This window comes from Streptomyces sp. NBC_01296 (genome assembly GCF_035984415.1).
GTDB lineage: Bacteria > Actinomycetota > Actinomycetes > Streptomycetales > Streptomycetaceae > Streptomyces.
On record NZ_CP130720.1, the window covers coordinates 4,486,157 to 4,503,106 of the forward strand.

A 16,950-nucleotide genomic window follows, 5' to 3' on the forward strand; every position below is an offset into this window, starting at 1 on the left:
TGCACCCCGCCGGTCCGGTACACATCCAGGACGGACGGGCGGGGCGGAAAGGTTCCCGGGGGCGCGGCCGCCGGTCAGCGCTTCTCGACGACGACGGACTGGATGATCACGTCGTCGAGGGGGCGCTCGGTGCGCGGGTTCGTCCGCAGGCCGGCGATGTCGTCGACGACCTTCTGGCTGGCCTTGCCGGTGACCTCGCCGAAGATGGTGTGCTTGCGGGTCAGCCAGGCGGTGGGGGCGACGGTGATGAAGAACTGGGACCCGTTGGTGCCCGGGCCGGCGTTGGCCATGGCGAGCAGGTACGGCTTGGTGAAGGCCAGGTCGGGGTGGAACTCGTCGGCGAACCGGTAGCCCGGGCCGCCGGTGCCGTTGCCGAGCGGGTCGCCGCCCTGGATCATGAAACCGCTGATGACGCGGTGGAAGACAGTGCCGTCGTACAGCGGATCGGTGGTCTTCTGGCCGTCGGTGGGACGGGTCCATTCGCGGGCGCCCGTGGCCAGCTCCACGAAGTTCTTGACCGTCTTCGGGGCGAAGTTCGCCAGCAGCTCGATCTCGATGTCGCCGTGGTTGGTCTTCAGGGTGGCGTAGAGCTTCTCGGCCACGGATCTGCCTTCCATAGTCATCACTGTCGGTTCCAGATCCTCCCACGGAGGGCTGCACGGCACAGAAATCCTCCACCCGTATGCCCTGTCACGCATGCCGCTCGACGGTATGGCAGGCATGATCCGACAAAGGGTGGAAAGGTGAACTGTGTCCGCCACCGAGGAGGAGGATCCCGTGACCCGCAAGGACAGCGTGCACCTGGCCGCCGAAAGCGCCAGGGACACGGTCAAGCACGCAGCGGAAGTGGTGGCGCCGTACGCAGCAACCGCCAGGGAAGCCGCCGTGCACTACGCGACCGAGGCGAACGAGCGGCTGGCACCGAAGGTGTCGTACGCGACCGCCGAGGCGGCACGGCAGGCCCGTACGGCGTACGACTGCCATCTGCATCCGCGGATGAAGGCGGCGCGCGCGCACGTGCCGCCGAACGTCGACCGGGCGGCGACCATGGCGGTGCACCACACGCGCCGGGCGGCGCGCCAGGCGGCCGACTACACGCAGCCGAGGCTCGAGAGCGCGCTGGCGGCGGCCCAGCCGGTGGCCGAAGAGGCCGCGTCACGGTCGACGGCGGCCCTGGCGGCGCTGCGCGGCCAGGTGTCGGCCAAGGAAGTGCAGAAGCTGGTCAGGCGCAACGAGCGGCGGGCCTGCACCGGCCGGGCGCTGAAGTGGGTGGCGGTGATCGGCGCCGTGGCCGCCGGCGCGTACATGGCGTGGCGGTGGTGGGACCAGCAGTCGAACCCGGACTGGCTCGTCGAGCCGCCGGCGGCCACGGAGCTGTCCCGGGAGCGCGAACAGGCCAGCTTCGACGACGAGCTGGCGGCGAAGGAGCGCGAGAGCGGGTCCGGCCCGGCGGACGAGAACCCGATGTAGCCGGCAGGCGCCCGGCACGGACGGCAGGAGCAGGCGGGAGGGCCCGGATCCGGTGGATCCGGGCCCTCCCGCCGTTCCTGCCCTCGCGCGGCTAGCGGGGGAGGGTGAGCACCTGCCCCGGGCGGAGCAGTTCGGGGTTGGAGCCGATGACGCCCCTGTTCATGGCGTACAGCTCGCGCCAGCGGGCCTCGTTGCCCAGCTCCCGGCGGGCGATCGAGGAGAGCGAGTCGCCGGCCCGCACGGTGTACATGAGCTGCGCGGCGGTCGGCGCGGGCCCCGAGGCCGGGGCCGCGGGAACCGCCTTGTGGGCGGCGGACGCCGGGGTCGGGGTGTACGGCGAGTGGGGCGCCGCGGCGGGCTTCGGCGGAACCGGTGCGGCCTTCGGCGGAGCCGCGGCGGCCATCCGCTCGGCGGCGGCCTTGGTGGCCGAGACGCCGTCGCTGTACTTCGACGCGTAGTCGGCGGACGAGGCCGCCGCTGCCTTCTCGGCGGCCTCGTGTTTCTTCTTGTCGGACTTGAGGAAGTCGAAGAGTCCCATGTCTGTACGCCTCCGGCGGTGGTGTCGCCCCCTGGCTCGGTGCCTTCCCCCACTGTCGGACAGGAGCGGCCGCCCGGCCCTGTGACGGCGCCAACCGGGGGACACCGGGCCCGCTCGCCGCCGGGCGCCCGGGCTGCTGCCGGGCTGTTACTGTCCCCGGATGCCCGAGCTCACCTTCCCCTCCCCCCGGCTGCACGCCTCCTGGCTCGCCGCCCGCGAGGAATGGGGTCCCGACGCCCACATGGACGGAGCCGGCCTCGGCTCCGACGACGACGTCGACAGCGCCGAGGGCTTCGCCGCCTGGACCGAGCGACTGCGCCTGTACGGGGACCGCACGGTCCCGGTCGAGCAGGGCCGCGTCCACGCCACGTACTGGTGGATCGCCGAGGGCGACACCTATCTGGGCGCCATCGACCTGCGCCACTACCTGAACGGGTTCCTCCTCGACGCCGGCGGCCACATCGGCTACGGCGTGCGGCCCTCCGCCCGCCGCCGCGGCCTGGCCGGCTGGGCCCTGCGCGCGGTCCTGCACGAGGCCCGGATCATGGGAATGGACCGGGTCCTGCTGACGTGCGACCCGGACAACACGGGGTCCGTGCGCACGATCGAGCGCGGCGGCGGCGTCCTCGAGGACGTCCGCGAGACGCTCATCGGCCCCAAGCGCCGCTACTGGATCGACCTCTAGCAGCGGCCGCGCGCGGTCGCCCCAGCCCGCACGAAGAGGCCCCCTGGCCGGCGTTTCCGCTGGCCAGGGGGCCTCTGATGCTGTGGAGCTTAGGAGATTCGAACTCCTGACATCTGCCTTGCAAAGGCAGCGCTCTACCAACTGAGCTAAAGCCCCGAAACGGTGGACGCGACCGTCTCCCGCGAAGGAGTGGCCGTTCCGCAGAACAGAGTACCGGGTGTACCCCCGCATCTCGCAAAATGATAGGGACTCCCGCCCTGCGACCACTCTCCGTAAGATGCTCGCGAGGTTCGCACCAGCGAAGTAGGGGAGTAGTAAGAGTGGACGCTGTACAGCAAGAGGCCACGGCCAGAGCCCGGGAACTCCAGCGCAGTTGGTACGGGGAGCCGCTCGGCGCCCTCTTCCGCCGGCTCATAGATGACCTCGGCTTGAACCAGGCCCGCCTCGCTGCCGTCCTCGGCCTGTCCGCGCCCATGCTCTCCCAGCTGATGAGCGGCCAGCGGGCCAAGATCGGGAACCCGGCCGTGGTCCAGCGCGTCCAGGCGCTCCAGGACCTCGCCGGCCAGGTGGCGGACGGAAGCGTGAGCGCGGCCGAGGCCACCGACCGGATGGACGAGATCAAGAAGACCCAGGGAGGCTCCGTCCTCAGCAACAGCGGCCAGACCACCACCGGTTCCGGCGCGCCGACCGTCAAGCGCGTCGTCCGGGAGATCCAGTCGCTGCTGCGCTCGGTCTCCGCGGCCGGCGACATCATCGACGCGGCCGAGTCCCTCGCCCCCAGCCATCCGGAACTGGCAGAGTTCCTCCGGGTCTACGGCGCGGGCCGCACCGCGGACGCGGTCGCCCACTACGAGTCGCACCAGAACTGACACGACGGACGGGTACGGGGGACGGGCGCAGCGATGGGTGAGATCTTCGCCGGCCGGTACGAGCTGATCGATCCGATCGGCCGCGGCGGCGTGGGCGCCGTATGGCGGGCCTGGGACCACCGGCGCCGCCGGTACGTCGCCGCCAAGGTCCTCCGGCAGAGCGACGCCCACACCCTGCTGCGCTTCGTACGGGAGCAGGCGCTGCGCATCGACCACCCGCACGTGCTGGCCCCGGCCAGCTGGGCGGCGGACGACGACAAGGTCCTGTTCACGATGGACCTCGTGGCCGGCGGCTCCCTCGCCCACGTGATCGGGGACTACGGCCCGCTGCCGCCCCGGTTCGTGTGCACGCTGCTCGACCAGCTCCTGTCGGGGCTGGCCGCGGTGCACGCGGAGGGTGTCGTCCACCGCGACATCAAGCCGGCCAACATCCTGATGGAGGCCACCGGAACCGGGCGGCCGCACCTGCGGCTGTCCGACTTCGGCATCTCGATGCGCAAGGGCGAGCCCCGGCTCACCGAGACCAACTACGTGGTGGGCACGCCCGGTTATTTCGCCCCCGAACAACTGCTGGGCTCCGAACCCGACTTCCCCGCGGACCTCTTCGCCGTCGGGCTGGTCGCGCTGTACCTCCTCCAGGGCCGCAAGCCCGATTCCCAAGCCCTGGTGGAGCACTTCCTCGCCCACGGCACCCCCGGCGCCCCCGAGGGCCTCCCCGCGCCGCTCTGGGACGTCGTCGCGAACCTCCTGCAACCGGATCCGCAGAGCCGGTTCCGGACCGCCACAGGGGCCCGCAAGGCCCTTGCCGAGGCCGTGGAGCTGCTCCCGCCGCCCGCGCCGGACGAGGACCCGGTGGAGGTGTTCGACCAACTCGGCCCGATCCCCGTCGGCTTCGGCCCCCAGGGCCCCCAGAGCACGGCTGCGGTGACCCCCGAGACGCCCACGGCGGCCGCGGCGGCGGTTCAGCCGTCCGGCGCCCCGCCCGCGGCGGCAACACCCGTGACGGCGCCGTCCGGGCCCACCCCCGCCGATCCCCGCGGCACGGTCGCGACGGCCCAGGCCTCCCCGTACGCCGCCTCCCCCGCCTCCCCGTACGCGGCCCCGGCCGACGCGACCGGCACCGGCAGCTTCCACCTGGCTCCGCCGGAGCCGCCGACCGTCCCGCACCCCGCGGCCCCTGCCCCGCCGCCCGCCCGGACCGGCGGCATCGCCCCGCCCCCGCCGAAGGTCGCCGTCGGGATCCTGGTCGCCGCGCTGCTCTGCTTCGCCGTGGGCGTCTGGGCACTGACCGGGCTCTGAGGGCCCCCGGGGGAGGACTACCCGCTCCGGCCCCGCCGGGCCAGCAGGATCCAGCCGCCGAGCACCAGCAGCAGCGCCGTCCCGGCGGCGAAGCCCGCGCCGGCCACCACCCGCATCACCGAGCGGCTGCCGGCCGCCTCCGTGGCCTCGGGTGCGGTGAGCCCGTCCTTGGCCGCGGCCCGGTCGTCGGCGCCGACCCCGAATCCGGCGGCGGTCAGGCTCTCCTTGTACGCGGGCGCCTTGGCCGGGCCGCCGGTGACGTCCATGCGCAGGGTCAGCGGCACGGGGCTCGCGCCCTCGGTGAACTCGGCGACCTTCCCGCCCAGGGTCACGGCGATGTAGTACCAGCCGGCCACCCGGGCCCCGCGCACCCCGTCGGTGTCCGAGAAGCGGTTCTCGTAGGCCACCGGGGCCGTCTTCGGCAGGGTGACGCCCGCCTGCTTGCCGCTGTAGGAGATGTCCTTGTCCGTGACCAGGCTCCGGTACGGGCTGTAGAGCGAGACGGTGAGCCCGTTGGAGGCGGACCCGTACGGCTTGGTCATCCTGGCGTCGGCGAGCTCGGCGCTGAGTCCCAACTGCTGCCCCCAGTCCAGCGGTACCCGGTAGAAGCGGGTCTGCCCGGGCCGCAGGTCGTCACGCCAGACCCCGCTGCCCAGGGCGCGGGCGTCGTTGAAACCGGTGCCGCCGGTCCGCGCCACCGGCTCGGTGCCGGGCAGCGTCGGCGAGGCCGAGGGCCAGACGCTGGGCGCGGTGGCGGGGGCGCTGCCCGTGGCGAGGCCGGGCTCGCGCTGGAGCAGGAGTTCCACCGGCCACGCGCTCTGGTCGGAGTCCTTCGCTGCGGTGCGGGTGACCTTGGCGAAGTAGACCCCGGCGCCCTGGCATTCGGCGTCCTCCTCGAGCCGCCGTACGGCGACCGCGCCGAGCGGGACGGGGTCGTAGCCGAAGCCGGCCCGGCCGGGGTTGTTCGGGCAGCGCGCGCCCTCCTTGGTCATGACCGCGACCTCGAGGCCGTCGCCGTATCCGACCTTGGCCCCGCGCGGGGGCTGGAGCACCGCGGAGAAGTACACGCTGGAGGCGTCGTCGAGGTTGAGCCGGTAGACGCGCTCGCCCGGGGCCAGGGTGTCCGCGTAGACCTGCCCGGGCGCCACGAGCGGGGCGTCCGCACTGCTGGCCTTGCCCTCGATCTTCTTGGCGCCCGGGGCGCCCTGGTACGCCGGCAGCGGCTGCGAGGGCGCCGTGGCGGCCTGCACCGCCCCCGGCAGGCCCGTGGCCAGCCCCAGGGCCGCCGCCCCCACCAGCACCGTCTTCCGTACCCGAGCCATCACGCCCACCCCGATTTTGCTAGCGCAAGCCAAATCTTTGCATAACGTAACTTTTTGTCACAGAACAGCACAAAGCCCCGGCCGCAGCGGCAGCCGGGGCTTCATGAGATCAGCCTTGGGTCTCACACACCGGAACCGGAAGGCACGGAGTCAGTTGCCTCCGTCCACAGGTCCTGCTCGGCGCGGTCCGCCTGGATCTGGCGGTACACGAGGAGCCCGCCGATGGCGGCCAGTGCGACCAGGAGCAGCTTCTTCACCGCGCGACCTCGTCTTTCATTGACGTTGGGGACTTCTGACGGCCAACAATACACACGCACCGATACCGTTCGGTGACCTGGGAAGGGCTCAACTGGCCCTACGAAGAAGACCCCCAGGCCGGTGGCCTGGGGGTCTTCTTCACTGTGGGGCTAACAGGATTTGAACCTGTGGCCTCATCCTTATCAGGGATGCGCTCTAACCAACTGAGCTATAGCCCCATCCGCGCTGCGCGCTGACTCCTGAAGATTAGCGCACAGACACGGTCACGCCAAAATCCGTTCCCCGGGGGCGTCCCCGCAGGTCATTCGGCGGTCACTCGTCCTCGGCGAGCGTGAGCTCCACACCGCCGACGAAGCCCGCCGACAGGTTGTAGATGAACGCGCCCAGCGTCGCCAGCGCCGTCGCCAGCACCACGTCGATCACCGCGATGACCGACGTGAAGATCAGAACGCGCGGCAGCGACAGGAACGACTGGAGGTCGAATCCGTTGCTCTCGTTCGACCCGGTCGCCTCGCTGATGGTGCCGCCGACGGTCGAGAAGACGCCCATGGCGTCCATGACCATCCACAGCACCACCGACGCCACGATCGTGCAGACGCCCAGCGCGATCGACAGCAGGAAGCTGACCTTCATCACCGACCACGGGTCGGCCTTGGCCACCCGCAGCCGCGCCTTGCGCGTCCTGGGCGTCGTACGGGCCCCCGTACGCGCCTTGCGCTGCGCACCGGCGTCCCCGGCACCCCGCGGCGCGCCCGGGCCCGAGGGCGCCGCGTAGGCCTGCGGCGGGTGGTACGGCTGCTCCGGCTGCTGGCCGGCCGCGGCCTTCTCCTGCTTCGGCTTGCGGGTGTCCGTCACGGTTCTCCCCCTGCCCTCGGCGGCCGCGCCCCCACCGGGGGAGTCCGCGGCGGGGCCACGGGCACCGTCGTCCCCAGTCTCGGCCGGTCCGGCGCCCGTGGCTCCACTCACGACTTACTCCTCGTGCTCCCCGGCCGAGGGCTGCGTGCCCTCGGCGGACTCGGCGGCCTGTCCTTCGGCTGCCTCGGTCTCCTCGACCTCGTCAGCATCCTGACCGGCCTCGGCGTTACGAGCGATACCGACCACGGCATCGCGCTTGCCCAGGTTGATCAGCTGGACGCCCATGGTGTCACGGCCGGTCTCCCTGACTTCGTTGACTCGCGTACGAATCACACCACCGCCCAGCGTGATGGCGAGAATCTCGTCCGATTCGTCCACCACGAGCGCCCCGACGAGCGACCCGCGGTCCTCCACGATCTTCGCGGCCTTGATGCCCAGACCACCACGACCCTGGACGCGGTACTCGTCGACCGGCGTCCGCTTGGCGTAACCGCCGTCGGTCGCGGTGAAGACGAACGTACCGGGCCGGACCACGCTCATGGAGAGCAGTTCGTCACCCTCGCGGAAACTCATGCCCTTCACGCCCGAGGTGGCGCGGCCCATCGGGCGCAGCGCGTCGTCGGTCGCCGTGAAGCGGATCGACTGCGCCTTCTTGCTGATCAGCAGCAGGTCGTCCTCGGCGGACACCAGCTCGGCGCCGATCAGCTCGTCAGCGGTGCCGTCGGCGCCGTCGGCGCCCGTCTCCCGGAGGTTGATGGCGATGACACCACCCGAACGGGGCGAGTCGTAGTCCTTGAGCGCCGTCTTCTTCACCAGGCCGCCCTTGGTGGCCAGGATCAGGTACGGGGCGGCCTCGTAGTCGCGGATCGCGAGGATCTGGGCGATCTTCTCGTCCGGCTGGAAGGCCAGCAGGTTCGCCACGTGCTGCCCGCGGGCGTCGCGGCCGGCGTCCGGCAGCTCGTACGCCTTGGAGCGGTAGACCCGGCCCTTGTTCGTGAAGAACAGCAGCCAGTGGTGCGTGGTGGACACGAAGAAGTGGTCGACCAGGTCGTCCTGCTTCAGCTTCGTGCCGCGCACGCCCTTGCCGCCGCGCTTCTGCGAGCGGTAGTCCTCGGTCTTGGTGCGCTTGACGTAGCCGCCGTGCGTGATCGTGACGACGATGTCCTCTTCGGCGATCAGGTCCTCCATGGACATGTCGCCGTCGAAGGGCACCAGCTTGGAGCGCCGGTCGTCGCCGTACTTCTCGACGATCGCCGCCAGCTCCTCGCTGACGATGGAGCGCTGCTTCTCCGGCGAGGCCAGGATCGCGTTGTACTCGTTGATCTTCGCCTGGAGCTCGTCGTGCTCGGCGACGATCTTCTGCCGCTCCAGGGCCGCCAGGCGCCGCAGCTGCATCTCGAGGATCGCGTTGGCCTGGATCTCGTCGATCTCCAGGAGGCCCATCAGGCCCTCGCGCGCGATCTCGACGGTGTTGCTGCGCCGGATCAGGGCGATGACCTCGTCGATCGCGTCCAGCGCCTTGAGCAGGCCGCGCAGGATGTGCGCCCGCTCCTCCGCCTTGCGCAGACGGAACTTCGTCCGCCGGACGATGACCTCGATCTGGTGCGTGACCCAGTGGCGGATGAACGCGTCGACCGACAGCGTGCGCGGCACGCCGTCCACCAGCGCCAGCATGTTCGCGCCGAAGTTCGTCTGGAGGTCGGTGTGCTTGTACAGGTTGTTCAGCACGACCTTGGCGACCGCGTCGCGCTTGAGCACGATCACCAGACGCTGGCCCGTGCGCGACGAGGTCTCGTCGCGCACGTCGGCGATGCCGCCGACCTTGCCGTCCTTCACGAGGTCGGCGATCTTCTGCGCCAGGTTGTCCGGGTTGGTCTGGTACGGAAGCTCCGTGACCACCAGGCACTGGCGGTTCTGGATCTCCTCGACCTCGACCACCGCGCGCATGGTGATGGAGCCGCGCCCGGTCCGGTACGCCTCCTCGATGCCCTTGCGGCCCACGACCAGCGCGCCCGACGGGAAGTCGGGGCCCTTGATCCGCTCCAGGAGCGCGTCGAGCAGCTCCTCGTGCGAGGCGTCCGGGTGCTCCAGCGCCCACTGGGCGCCGGCCGCGACCTCGCGCAGGTTGTGCGGCGGGATGTTGGTGGCCATGCCGACGGCGATACCGGCGCTGCCGTTGACCAGCAGGTTCGGGAAGCGGGCCGGCAGGACGGTCGGCTCCTGGTTGCGGCCGTCGTAGTTGTCCGTGAAGTCGACGGTCTCCTCGTCGATGTCCCGGAGCATCTCCATGGCCAGCGGCATCAGCTTGCACTCGGTGTAGCGCATCGCGGCCGCCGGGTCGTTGCCCGGGGAGCCGAAGTTGCCGTTGCTGTCCACCAGAGGCATGCGCATCGACCACGGCTGGGCCAGGCGGACCAGGGCGTCGTAGATGGAGCTGTCGCCGTGCGGGTGGTACGTACCCATGACGTCACCGACGACGCGGGCGCACTTGTAGAAGCCCTTCTCGGGCCGGTAGCCGCCGTCGTACATCGCGTACAGCACGCGGCGGTGGACCGGCTTGAGGCCGTCCCGTACGTCGGGCAGCGCGCGGGACACGATGACGGACATCGCGTAGTCGAGGTAGGAGCGCTGCATCTCCGTCTCGAGCCCGACGGGCTCGATGCGCATGACGGGCTGCTCCGCCGCGGATTCCTCGGCGGTGGGGGTGGTTTCGTCGGCCATTGCTGGTCAGAAGTCCTTTCAGGCGGTCAGCGGAGACCGACTCAGATGTCGAGGAACCGAACGTCCTTGGCGTTGCGCTGGATGAAGGAGCGCCGCGCTTCGACGTCCTCACCCATCAGCACCGAGAACAGGTCGTCGGCCTGGGCCGCGTCGTCCAGGGTGACCTGGCCGAGCACACGGTGGTCGACGTCCATGGTGGTGACGCGCAGCTCCTCGGCGTTCATCTCGCCCAGACCCTTGAAGCGCTGGATCGAGTCTTCCTTGATCCGCTTGCCGTTCTGCTTGCCCAGTTCGACGAGGGCGTCGCGCTCGCGGTCCGAGTACGCGTACTCGAAGTCGTCCCGGCCCCACTTGATCTTGTAGAGCGGCGGGCGCGACAGGTACACGTGGCCGGCTTCGACCAGCGGCCGCATGAAGCGGAACAGGAAGGTCAGCAGCAGGGTGTTGATGTGCTGGCCGTCGACGTCGGCGTCCGCCATCAGGATGATCTTGTGATAGCGGAGCTTCTCGATGTCGAAGTCCTCGTGCACACCGGTACCGAAGGCGCTGATCAGCGCCTGGACCTCGGTGTTCTGGAGGATCTTGTCGATACGGGCCTTCTCGACGTTCAGGATCTTGCCGCGGATCGGCAGGATGGCCTGGTACATCGGGTTGCGGCCGGACTTCGCGGAGCCACCGGCCGAGTCACCCTCGACGATGAAGATCTCGCACTTGGTCGGGTCGTTCGACTGGCAGTCGGACAGCTTGCCCGGCAGCGAGGCGCTCTCCAGCAGGCCCTTGCGGCGGGTGAGGTCACGGGCCTTGCGGGCCGCGACGCGCGCCGTTGCCGCCTGGATCGACTTGCGGATGATGTCCGCGGCCTCGACCGGGTTGCGGTCGAACCAGTCGTTGAGGTGCTCGTGGACGACCTTCTGCACGAAGGTCTTGGCCTCGGTGTTGCCCAGCTTGGTCTTCGTCTGGCCCTCGAACTGCGGCTCGCCCAGCTTGACCGAGATGATCGCCGTCAGACCCTCGCGGATGTCCTCGCCGGCGAGGTTGTCGTCCTTCTCGCGGAGCAGCTTCTTGTCGCGCGCGTAACGGTTCACCAGACCCGTCAGCGCCGCACGGAAGCCTTCCTCGTGCGTGCCGCCCTCGTGGGTGTGGATCGTGTTCGCGAAGGAGTACACGCCCTCCGTGTACTGCGAGTTCCACTGCATCGCGATCTCGACCGAGAGCAGGCGCTCCTTGTCCTCGGCCTCGACGTCGATGACGGTCGGGTGGATGAGCTCGCCCTTGCGCGAGTTCAGGTACGTCACGAAGTCGACGATGCCGCCCTCGTAGTAGTACTTGACCGTGCGCGCGGTGGGCTCGGCCGCGTCCGCGTCGGGGTCGTCCGCACCGACGGTCGCCTTCGCCGACTCGCGCTCGTCGGTCAGCGTCAGGGTCAGGCCCTTGTTGAGGAAGGCCATCTCCTGGAAGCGCCGCGACAGCGTCTCGAAGGAGTAGTCGGTCGTCTCGAAGATGTCCGGGTCGGCCCAGAACGTCACCGACGTGCCGTGCTCGTCGGTCTCCTCGTTCTTCGCCAGCGCCGCCGTCGGAACACCGAGCTTGTAGTCCTGGGTCCAGCGGTAGCCGTCGGTCTTGACCTCGACCGCTACCTTCGTCGACAGGGCGTTCACGACGGACACACCCACGCCGTGCAGACCACCGGAGACGGCGTAGCCGCCGCCGCCGAACTTGCCGCCCGCGTGCAGGACCGTCAGCACGACCTCCACCGCCGGCTTGCCCTCGGACGGCACGATGCCGACCGGAATGCCACGGCCGTTGTCGATGACCCGCACGCCGCCGTCGGCGAGGATCGTGACGTCGATCGTGTCCGCGTGCCCGGCCATGGCCTCGTCGACCGAGTTGTCGACGACCTCCTGGACGAGGTGGTGCAGCCCGCGCTCACCGGTCGAGCCGATGTACATGCCTGGCCGCTTGCGGACCGCGTCCAGGCCCTCGAGGACCTGGATCGCGCTGGCGTCGTACGAGGCGGTTACCTCGCCGTTCTCGCCGGCTGTGGACTGGTTGTCGTTGGGGTTGCCGGAATCGGCCACGAAGCGCCCTTTCTGGCACAGCACAGGCCGTACTCCGGGCCAGCAGGCATGCAAGCAGGAGCGGCTGCGTCGATCTGCGTTGTCAGCGTTTGTCAGCTAGATCCCGCAAGCGGGCGGGATTCGCTTCAGTCTACCGGTACCACGGACATGAATGGGGGTTTGCCGGTACCTGAGTCCGCATGTGCCGCCCTGAACCTCCTCTCTCCGACTCCCCATATCCGGGAAGGGGCTCAAAGAGGCTCACACGGGCACCCAGCGCTTCGGCCTGTCAACCTCCCGCTACCGTGAGGGACGCCACCCGGGGCGATGGGTGCAGGGGGTGCGCGAAAGAGGCACACCGGCCGGTATGCCGGGCCGGGGCCGGCCCTGCCGCGGACCGCGGCGGGCGCGGCCGCGCGGCTATCCGTACGTGTCCCCCGGGCCCGTACTGCCCGGTGCGCGCAGCGGCCCGTACCGCTTCGGGCGTCCGCCCGGGCCCTGGACCTTGATCATCCGGACCGTGCCCTGCCCCAGGTCCGCGTTCAGCCGCGCCACCAGCTGCGGAGCCAGCAGCTTCAGCTGCGCCGCCCATGCCGAGGAATCACACCGCACGACCAGTTCACGGTCCTCGTACCGCTCCGGTTCACAGTGCGCCGCGATCTCCGGCCCGACGATCTCCGGCCAGCGCTCCATCACGCCCGCGACCGCCATCGGCATCTCCCAGCCGTGCTCCGTGCGCAGCCGGTCCAGCGCCGCCATCAACGGCATCGGGTCGCGGCCGTCCGCGCGCGCACCCGAGCGCAGTCCCGGCTGCCGGCTCCCCTTCTTCCCGACGGCCGCATTGCCCCGGGCCCGCGCCTGCTCCCGGGCCGCCGCCAGCGCCTGCCGCGCGAGGTCCACGCCCGAGGGCTCCGGGACCTTGCGCGGTTCCTTCTTCTCGTCGCTCACAGCCGGGTCACCTCACCGCCGGACACCCCGAACCGGGTTCCCGCCAGGACACCCGGAACGTCGTCGTCCACCGCCGCCGTCACCAGCACCTGTTCGCCCGGAGCCACCAGTTCCGCCAGCCGCTCCCGGCGCCGTGCGTCCAGCTCCGCGAAGACGTCGTCCAGGATCAGCACCGGCTCGGCGCCCTCCGAGCGCAGCAGCTCGTACGAGGCCAGCCGCAGCGCCAGCGCGTACGACCAGGACTCGCCGTGGCTCGCGTACCCCTTGGCCGGGAGGTCGCCGAGACGCAGGAGCACGTCGTCGCGGTGCGGGCCCACCAGGGTCACGCCGCGCTCGATCTCCTGCTTGCGCACCTCGGCCAGGGCCGCCATCAGCACCTCGTACAGCGCTTCGCGCGTGCGCGCCGTACCGCTGTCCACCGTCTCGCCGGCCTCGCCGCCGGCCGAGGACTTGTACGCGAGGCCCAGCGGGCCGCCGCCGGGCGCGAGCTGCTCGTACGCCTTGTCCGCCAGCGGCAGCAGCGTCGCGATCAGGTCGAGGCGCTGCGCCAGAAGCTCCGCGCCCGCGCGCGCGAGGTGCTGGTCCCATACGTCGAGGGTGGAGAGGTCCATGGAGCGGCCGCCGTGCCGGCGGGCCATCGCCGCCGACTTCAGCAGGGTGTTGCGCTGCTTGAGGACCCGCTCGTAGTCCGACCGCACCGCCGCCATCCGCGGCGAGCGGGCCGTGACGAGCTCGTCGAGGAACCGCCGGCGCTCCCCGGGGTCCCCTTTCACCAGGGCCAGGTCCTCCGGCGCGAACAGCACCGTCCGTACGATCCCCAGTACGTCCCGGGGCCTGACCTGCGAGGACCGGTTGATCCGGGCGCGGTTGGCCCGCCCCGGGTTCAGCTCCAGCTCCACCAGCTGCCGGCGCTCGCCGTGGGTGACGGCCGCGCGGATGACGGCCCGGTCCGCGCCCATCCGTACGAGCGGTGCGTCCGAGGAGACACGGTGGCTGCCCAGCGTCGCCAGGTAGCCGATGGCCTCGACCAGGTTCGTCTTGCCCTGGCCGTTGGGGCCCACGAAGGCCGTGACGCCCGGGTCGAGGGGAACCTCGGCCCGGGCGTACGAGCGGAAGTCGGCCAGTGAGAGATGCGAAACATGCATACGACGCCGACCTCCCCCGGCTTCCTGCTGCTCTGCTCTGTGCTGCTGTGGTGCCGCGCCCTTCGGCGGGCGGGCGGCTACGCCTTCTCGACCGCGTGGCCGCCGAACTGGTTGCGCAGCGCGGCGATCATCTTCATCTGCGGCGAGTCCTGCTGGCGGGACGCGAACCGCGCGAAGAGCGAGGCGGTGATCGCGGGCAGCGGCACGGCGTTGTCGATCGCCGCCTCCACCGTCCACCGGCCTTCGCCCGAGTCCTGCGCGAAGCCGCGCAGCTGCTCCAGGTGCTCGTCCTCGTCCAGCGCGTTCACGGCGAGGTCGAGCAGCCAGGAACGGATGACCGTTCCTTCCTGCCAGGACCGGAAGACCTCGCGGACGTCGGTGACCGAGTCCACCTTCTCGAGCAGCTCCCAGCCCTCGGCATAGGCCTGCATCATGGCGTACTCGATGCCGTTGTGGACCATCTTCGCGAAGTGGCCCGCGCCGACCTTGCCGGCGTGCACGGCGCCGAACTCGCCCTCGGGCTTGAGGGCGTCGAAGATCGGCTGGACCCGTGCCACGTGGTCCTTCGCGCCGCCGTACATGAGCGCGTAGCCGTTCTCGAGGCCCCACACGCCGCCGGAGACACCGCAGTCGACGAAGCCGATGCCCTTGGCCGCCAGCTCCTCGGCGTGCTTCTCGTCGTCGGTCCAGCGGGAGTTGCCGCCGTCGACCACGATGTCGCCGATCGAGAGCAGCTCCGCGAGCTCGTCGACGGTGGACTGCGTCGCCGCACCCGCCGGGACCATCACCCACACGACGCGGGGGGCCTGCAGGCTGTCCACAAGTTCCCGCAGGCTGTGGACATCGGCGAGGTCCGGGTTGCGGTCGTATCCGATGACGGTGTGGCCTGCGCGGCGGATGCGCTCGCGCATGTTGCCGCCCATCTTGCCGAGACCGACGAGACCAAGCTCCATCAGGTGGTTCCTTAAGCGTTGTGGCCGTCTGTGCCGGGTTCCCCGGAATCCCCCGGGACACCCAGGCTCCGAGCCTACGCCGGGCGGTGCCGCGCGGCGCCACGGGCGCTCCAGGGGCGGCCGTACGAGGGCCCGTACGAGGCGCCGGGGCGGGGGGGCGCCGGGGGCCGTGCGAGCGGGGCGAACGCCGTCGGGCCCGGCCCCGCAGCCTGCGAGACCGGGCCCGACGCAGGCGTGCGTCAGCCGGACAGGCGCACCGGCATGATCAGGTACTTGTACGCCTCGTCGGCCTCGGCGTCGACCGCCGGGCGGCCGCTGAGCAGCGCCGGCTTGGTGGACGTGGTGAAGCTCAGCTGCGCGGCCGGGGAGTCGATCGCGCTCAGGCCGTCCAGCAGGAAGGTCGGGTTGAAGGCGATCGAGATGTCGTCGCCCTCGAGTTTGGCGTCCACACGTTCCACAGCCTGTGCATCGTCGGAGGAGCCGGCCTCCAGGATCAGCACGCCCTGCTCGAAGCTGAGGCGGACCGGGGTGTTGCGCTCGGCGACCAGGGCCACGCGCTTGACGGCCTCGACGAACGGGGCGGTCTCGATCACGGCGATGGAGTTGAACTCCGTCGGGAACAGCGTGCGGTACTTCGGCAGGTCGCCTTCGAGCAGGCGGGTGGTGGTGCGGCGGCCGGCGCCCTCGAAGCCGATGAGGCCCTCGCCCGCGCCGGAGCCCGAGAGCGCCAGGGTGACGGTGTCACCGCTGGTCAGGGACTTGGCGGTGTCCAGGAGCGTCTTGGCGGGCACCAGGGCCACGGCGGAGGCGTCCGGGTTCTCCGGCTTCCACAGGAACTCGCGGACCGCGAAGCGGTAGCGGTCGGTGGAGGCCAGCGTGACGCGGTCGCCCTCGATCTCGATGCGCACACCGGTCAGCACGGGCAGCGTGTCGTCGCGGCCGGCGGCGATGGCGACCTGGGCGGCGGCGGAGGCGAAGACCTCACCGGGCACGGTGCCGGTCGCGGTCGGCATCTGCGGCAGCGCCGGGTACTCCTCCACAGGCAGGGTGTGGAGCGTGAATCGCGAGGAGCCGCAGACCACGGTCGCCCGTACACCGTCTGTGGAAATCTCCACCGGGCGGTTGGGGAGGGCGCGGCAGATGTCGGCGAGCAGCCGGCCGGAGACGAGGACGGTGCCGTCCTCCTCGACGTCCGCCTCGACGGAGACGCGGGCCGAGACCTCGTAGTCGAAGCCGGAGAGGGACAGCGTGCCCTCCTCGGCCTTCAGCAGCAGGCCCGCGAGAACGGGCACCGGCGGCCGGGCCGGGAGGCTACGGGCAGCCCAAGCCACCGCCTCCGCGAGTACGTCGCGCTCCACCCGGATCTTCACCGGAACCGCCTCCTGCTGTTGCTCGCTCGTCTGCCGGCCTTCGTCGTCGGCTCGATGCCTCGATGCCCTCGGTGGCTCGGAGCCTCGTTGCCGGGGACCAGTCTGACGTACGGCGCCGACAGTCGGTGCTGCCGGAGGTCAAGTCGGGAGCGAGGTGTCGGGGAGGCGTGCCCACCGAGTTGTGCACAGGACCCGCTTGAAAACCGAAACCGGCCTAACTCTCTATGGGGGTAGTAGTAGGGCCTGTGGAAACGGTGGATAAGCCCGTTTTCGCAGGTCAACCCGCGTTTTTTATCCACCGACCCTGTGGGTGACACCGGTGGACAACACGGTGTCTCTGTGGAGAACGAAAAGTTCTGCACAGGCCGTCCCCAGGCGACCCCGACTACTCCACAGGTGTGTCCCCAGCTTTCCCCCGGTACTCCACAGCCCAAACGTCGACTTCGATGTGACGGCTTTC

The 16,950-nt window shown here is 70.6% G+C and carries 15 protein-coding genes and 2 tRNA genes; 4 read left to right on the plus strand and 13 right to left on the minus strand.

Going from position 1 to position 16,950, the window contains the following annotated elements:
* Positions 1-74 precede the first annotated feature (74 nt).
* The gene (locus OG299_RS20235; RefSeq protein WP_266633395.1) at positions 75-602 is read right to left on the minus strand and encodes a peptidylprolyl isomerase; all 528 of its coding nucleotides are present in this window, start codon (positions 600-602) and stop codon (positions 75-77) included.
* Between the two features lie 175 nt (positions 603-777).
* On the opposite strand from OG299_RS20235, the gene OG299_RS20240 reads away from it, so the two are divergent.
* On the plus strand, positions 778-1,470 hold the full coding sequence (locus OG299_RS20240; protein ID WP_327362222.1) for a DUF5324 family protein: 693 nt from the start codon (positions 778-780) through the stop codon (positions 1,468-1,470).
* Between the two features lie 91 nt (positions 1,471-1,561).
* Here the strand turns inward: OG299_RS20240 and OG299_RS20245 are convergent, their stop codons facing one another.
* Entirely contained in the window at positions 1,562-2,008 is a 447-nt protein-coding gene (locus OG299_RS20245) for a LysM peptidoglycan-binding domain-containing protein (RefSeq protein WP_266627555.1), read from the minus strand.
* A gap of 160 nt (positions 2,009-2,168) precedes the next feature.
* On the opposite strand from OG299_RS20245, the gene OG299_RS20250 reads away from it, so the two are divergent.
* Positions 2,169-2,693: a GNAT family N-acetyltransferase gene (locus OG299_RS20250; RefSeq protein ID WP_266627557.1), complete on the plus strand. Its 525-nt coding sequence runs from the start codon at positions 2,169-2,171 to the stop codon at positions 2,691-2,693.
* A gap of 83 nt (positions 2,694-2,776) precedes the next feature.
* Here the strand turns inward: OG299_RS20250 and OG299_RS20255 are convergent.
* A tRNA-Ala gene (locus OG299_RS20255) sits at positions 2,777-2,849 on the minus strand.
* A gap of 164 nt (positions 2,850-3,013) precedes the next feature.
* Between OG299_RS20255 and OG299_RS20260 the strand changes: the two genes are divergently transcribed.
* Both OG299_RS20260 and OG299_RS20265 read left to right on the plus strand, forming a co-directional pair.
* On the plus strand, positions 3,014-3,562 hold the full coding sequence (locus OG299_RS20260) for a helix-turn-helix domain-containing protein (protein ID WP_266627559.1): 549 nt from the start codon (positions 3,014-3,016) through the stop codon (positions 3,560-3,562).
* Positions 3,563-3,595: 33 nt separating this feature from the next.
* Entirely contained in the window at positions 3,596-4,861 is a 1,266-nt protein-coding gene (locus OG299_RS20265; RefSeq protein ID WP_327362223.1) for a serine/threonine-protein kinase, read from the plus strand.
* A gap of 17 nt (positions 4,862-4,878) precedes the next feature.
* Here the strand turns inward: OG299_RS20265 and OG299_RS20270 are convergent, their stop codons facing one another.
* From OG299_RS20270 to dnaN, 10 genes are all read right to left on the minus strand, one after another.
* Positions 4,879-6,183, minus strand: coding sequence for a hypothetical protein (locus OG299_RS20270; RefSeq protein WP_327362224.1), 1,305 nt, complete (start codon positions 6,181-6,183; stop codon positions 4,879-4,881).
* Positions 6,184-6,305: 122 nt separating this feature from the next.
* A complete protein-coding gene (locus OG299_RS20275; protein WP_208809277.1) occupies positions 6,306-6,440 on the minus strand; it encodes a DLW-39 family protein in 135 nt (44 codons plus the stop codon).
* Between the two features lie 145 nt (positions 6,441-6,585).
* Positions 6,586-6,659, minus strand: a tRNA-Ile gene (locus OG299_RS20280).
* A gap of 94 nt (positions 6,660-6,753) precedes the next feature.
* The gene (locus OG299_RS20285; protein ID WP_327362225.1) at positions 6,754-7,407 is read right to left on the minus strand and encodes a DUF3566 domain-containing protein; all 654 of its coding nucleotides are present in this window, start codon (positions 7,405-7,407) and stop codon (positions 6,754-6,756) included.
* Positions 7,408-7,410: 3 nt separating this feature from the next.
* Positions 7,411-10,017 carry a DNA gyrase subunit A gene (gene gyrA, locus OG299_RS20290; RefSeq protein WP_266627565.1) on the minus strand — a complete coding sequence of 869 codons (2,607 nt, stop codon included), beginning with the start codon at positions 10,015-10,017 and terminating at the stop codon, positions 7,411-7,413.
* A 41-nt stretch (positions 10,018-10,058) separates the two neighbouring features.
* On the minus strand, positions 10,059-12,119 hold the full coding sequence (gene gyrB, locus OG299_RS20295) for a DNA topoisomerase (ATP-hydrolyzing) subunit B (protein ID WP_327362226.1): 2,061 nt from the start codon (positions 12,117-12,119) through the stop codon (positions 10,059-10,061).
* A gap of 375 nt (positions 12,120-12,494) precedes the next feature.
* Positions 12,495-13,022: a DciA family protein gene (locus OG299_RS20300; RefSeq protein ID WP_266627568.1), complete on the minus strand. Its 528-nt coding sequence runs from the start codon at positions 13,020-13,022 to the stop codon at positions 12,495-12,497.
* Entirely contained in the window at positions 13,019-14,167 is a 1,149-nt protein-coding gene (gene recF / locus OG299_RS20305; RefSeq protein ID WP_327362227.1) for a DNA replication/repair protein RecF, read from the minus strand. The genes OG299_RS20300 and recF overlap by 4 nt, the downstream gene beginning before the upstream one ends.
* A gap of 77 nt (positions 14,168-14,244) precedes the next feature.
* Positions 14,245-15,120 carry a phosphogluconate dehydrogenase (NAD(+)-dependent, decarboxylating) gene (gene gnd, locus OG299_RS20310; protein ID WP_266627570.1) on the minus strand — a complete coding sequence of 292 codons (876 nt, stop codon included), beginning with the start codon at positions 15,118-15,120 and terminating at the stop codon, positions 14,245-14,247.
* Positions 15,121-15,359: 239 nt separating this feature from the next.
* The gene (gene dnaN, locus OG299_RS20315; protein WP_030153167.1) at positions 15,360-16,490 is read right to left on the minus strand and encodes a DNA polymerase III subunit beta; all 1,131 of its coding nucleotides are present in this window, start codon (positions 16,488-16,490) and stop codon (positions 15,360-15,362) included.
* Positions 16,491-16,950 lie beyond the last annotated feature (460 nt).

Bases quoted from the DNA above. Each gene is read 5' to 3' on its own strand.
- OG299_RS20245 (WP_266627555.1), bottom strand. From the start codon at position 2,008: ATGGGACTCTTCGACTTCCTCAAGTCCGACAAGAAGAAACACGAGGCC.
- OG299_RS20250 (WP_266627557.1), top strand. From the start codon at position 2,169: ATGCCCGAGCTCACCTTCCCCTCCCCCCGGCTGCACGCCTCCTGGCTC.
- OG299_RS20265 (WP_327362223.1), top strand. From the start codon at position 3,596: ATGGGTGAGATCTTCGCCGGCCGGTACGAGCTGATCGATCCGATCGGC.
- OG299_RS20270 (WP_327362224.1), bottom strand. From the start codon at position 6,183: ATGGCTCGGGTACGGAAGACGGTGCTGGTGGGGGCGGCGGCCCTGGGG.
- gyrA (WP_266627565.1), bottom strand. From the start codon at position 10,017: ATGGCCGACGAAACCACCCCCACCGCCGAGGAATCCGCGGCGGAGCAG.
- recF (WP_327362227.1), bottom strand. From the start codon at position 14,167: ATGCATGTTTCGCATCTCTCACTGGCCGACTTCCGCTCGTACGCCCGG.
- gnd (WP_266627570.1), bottom strand. From the start codon at position 15,120: ATGGAGCTTGGTCTCGTCGGTCTCGGCAAGATGGGCGGCAACATGCGC.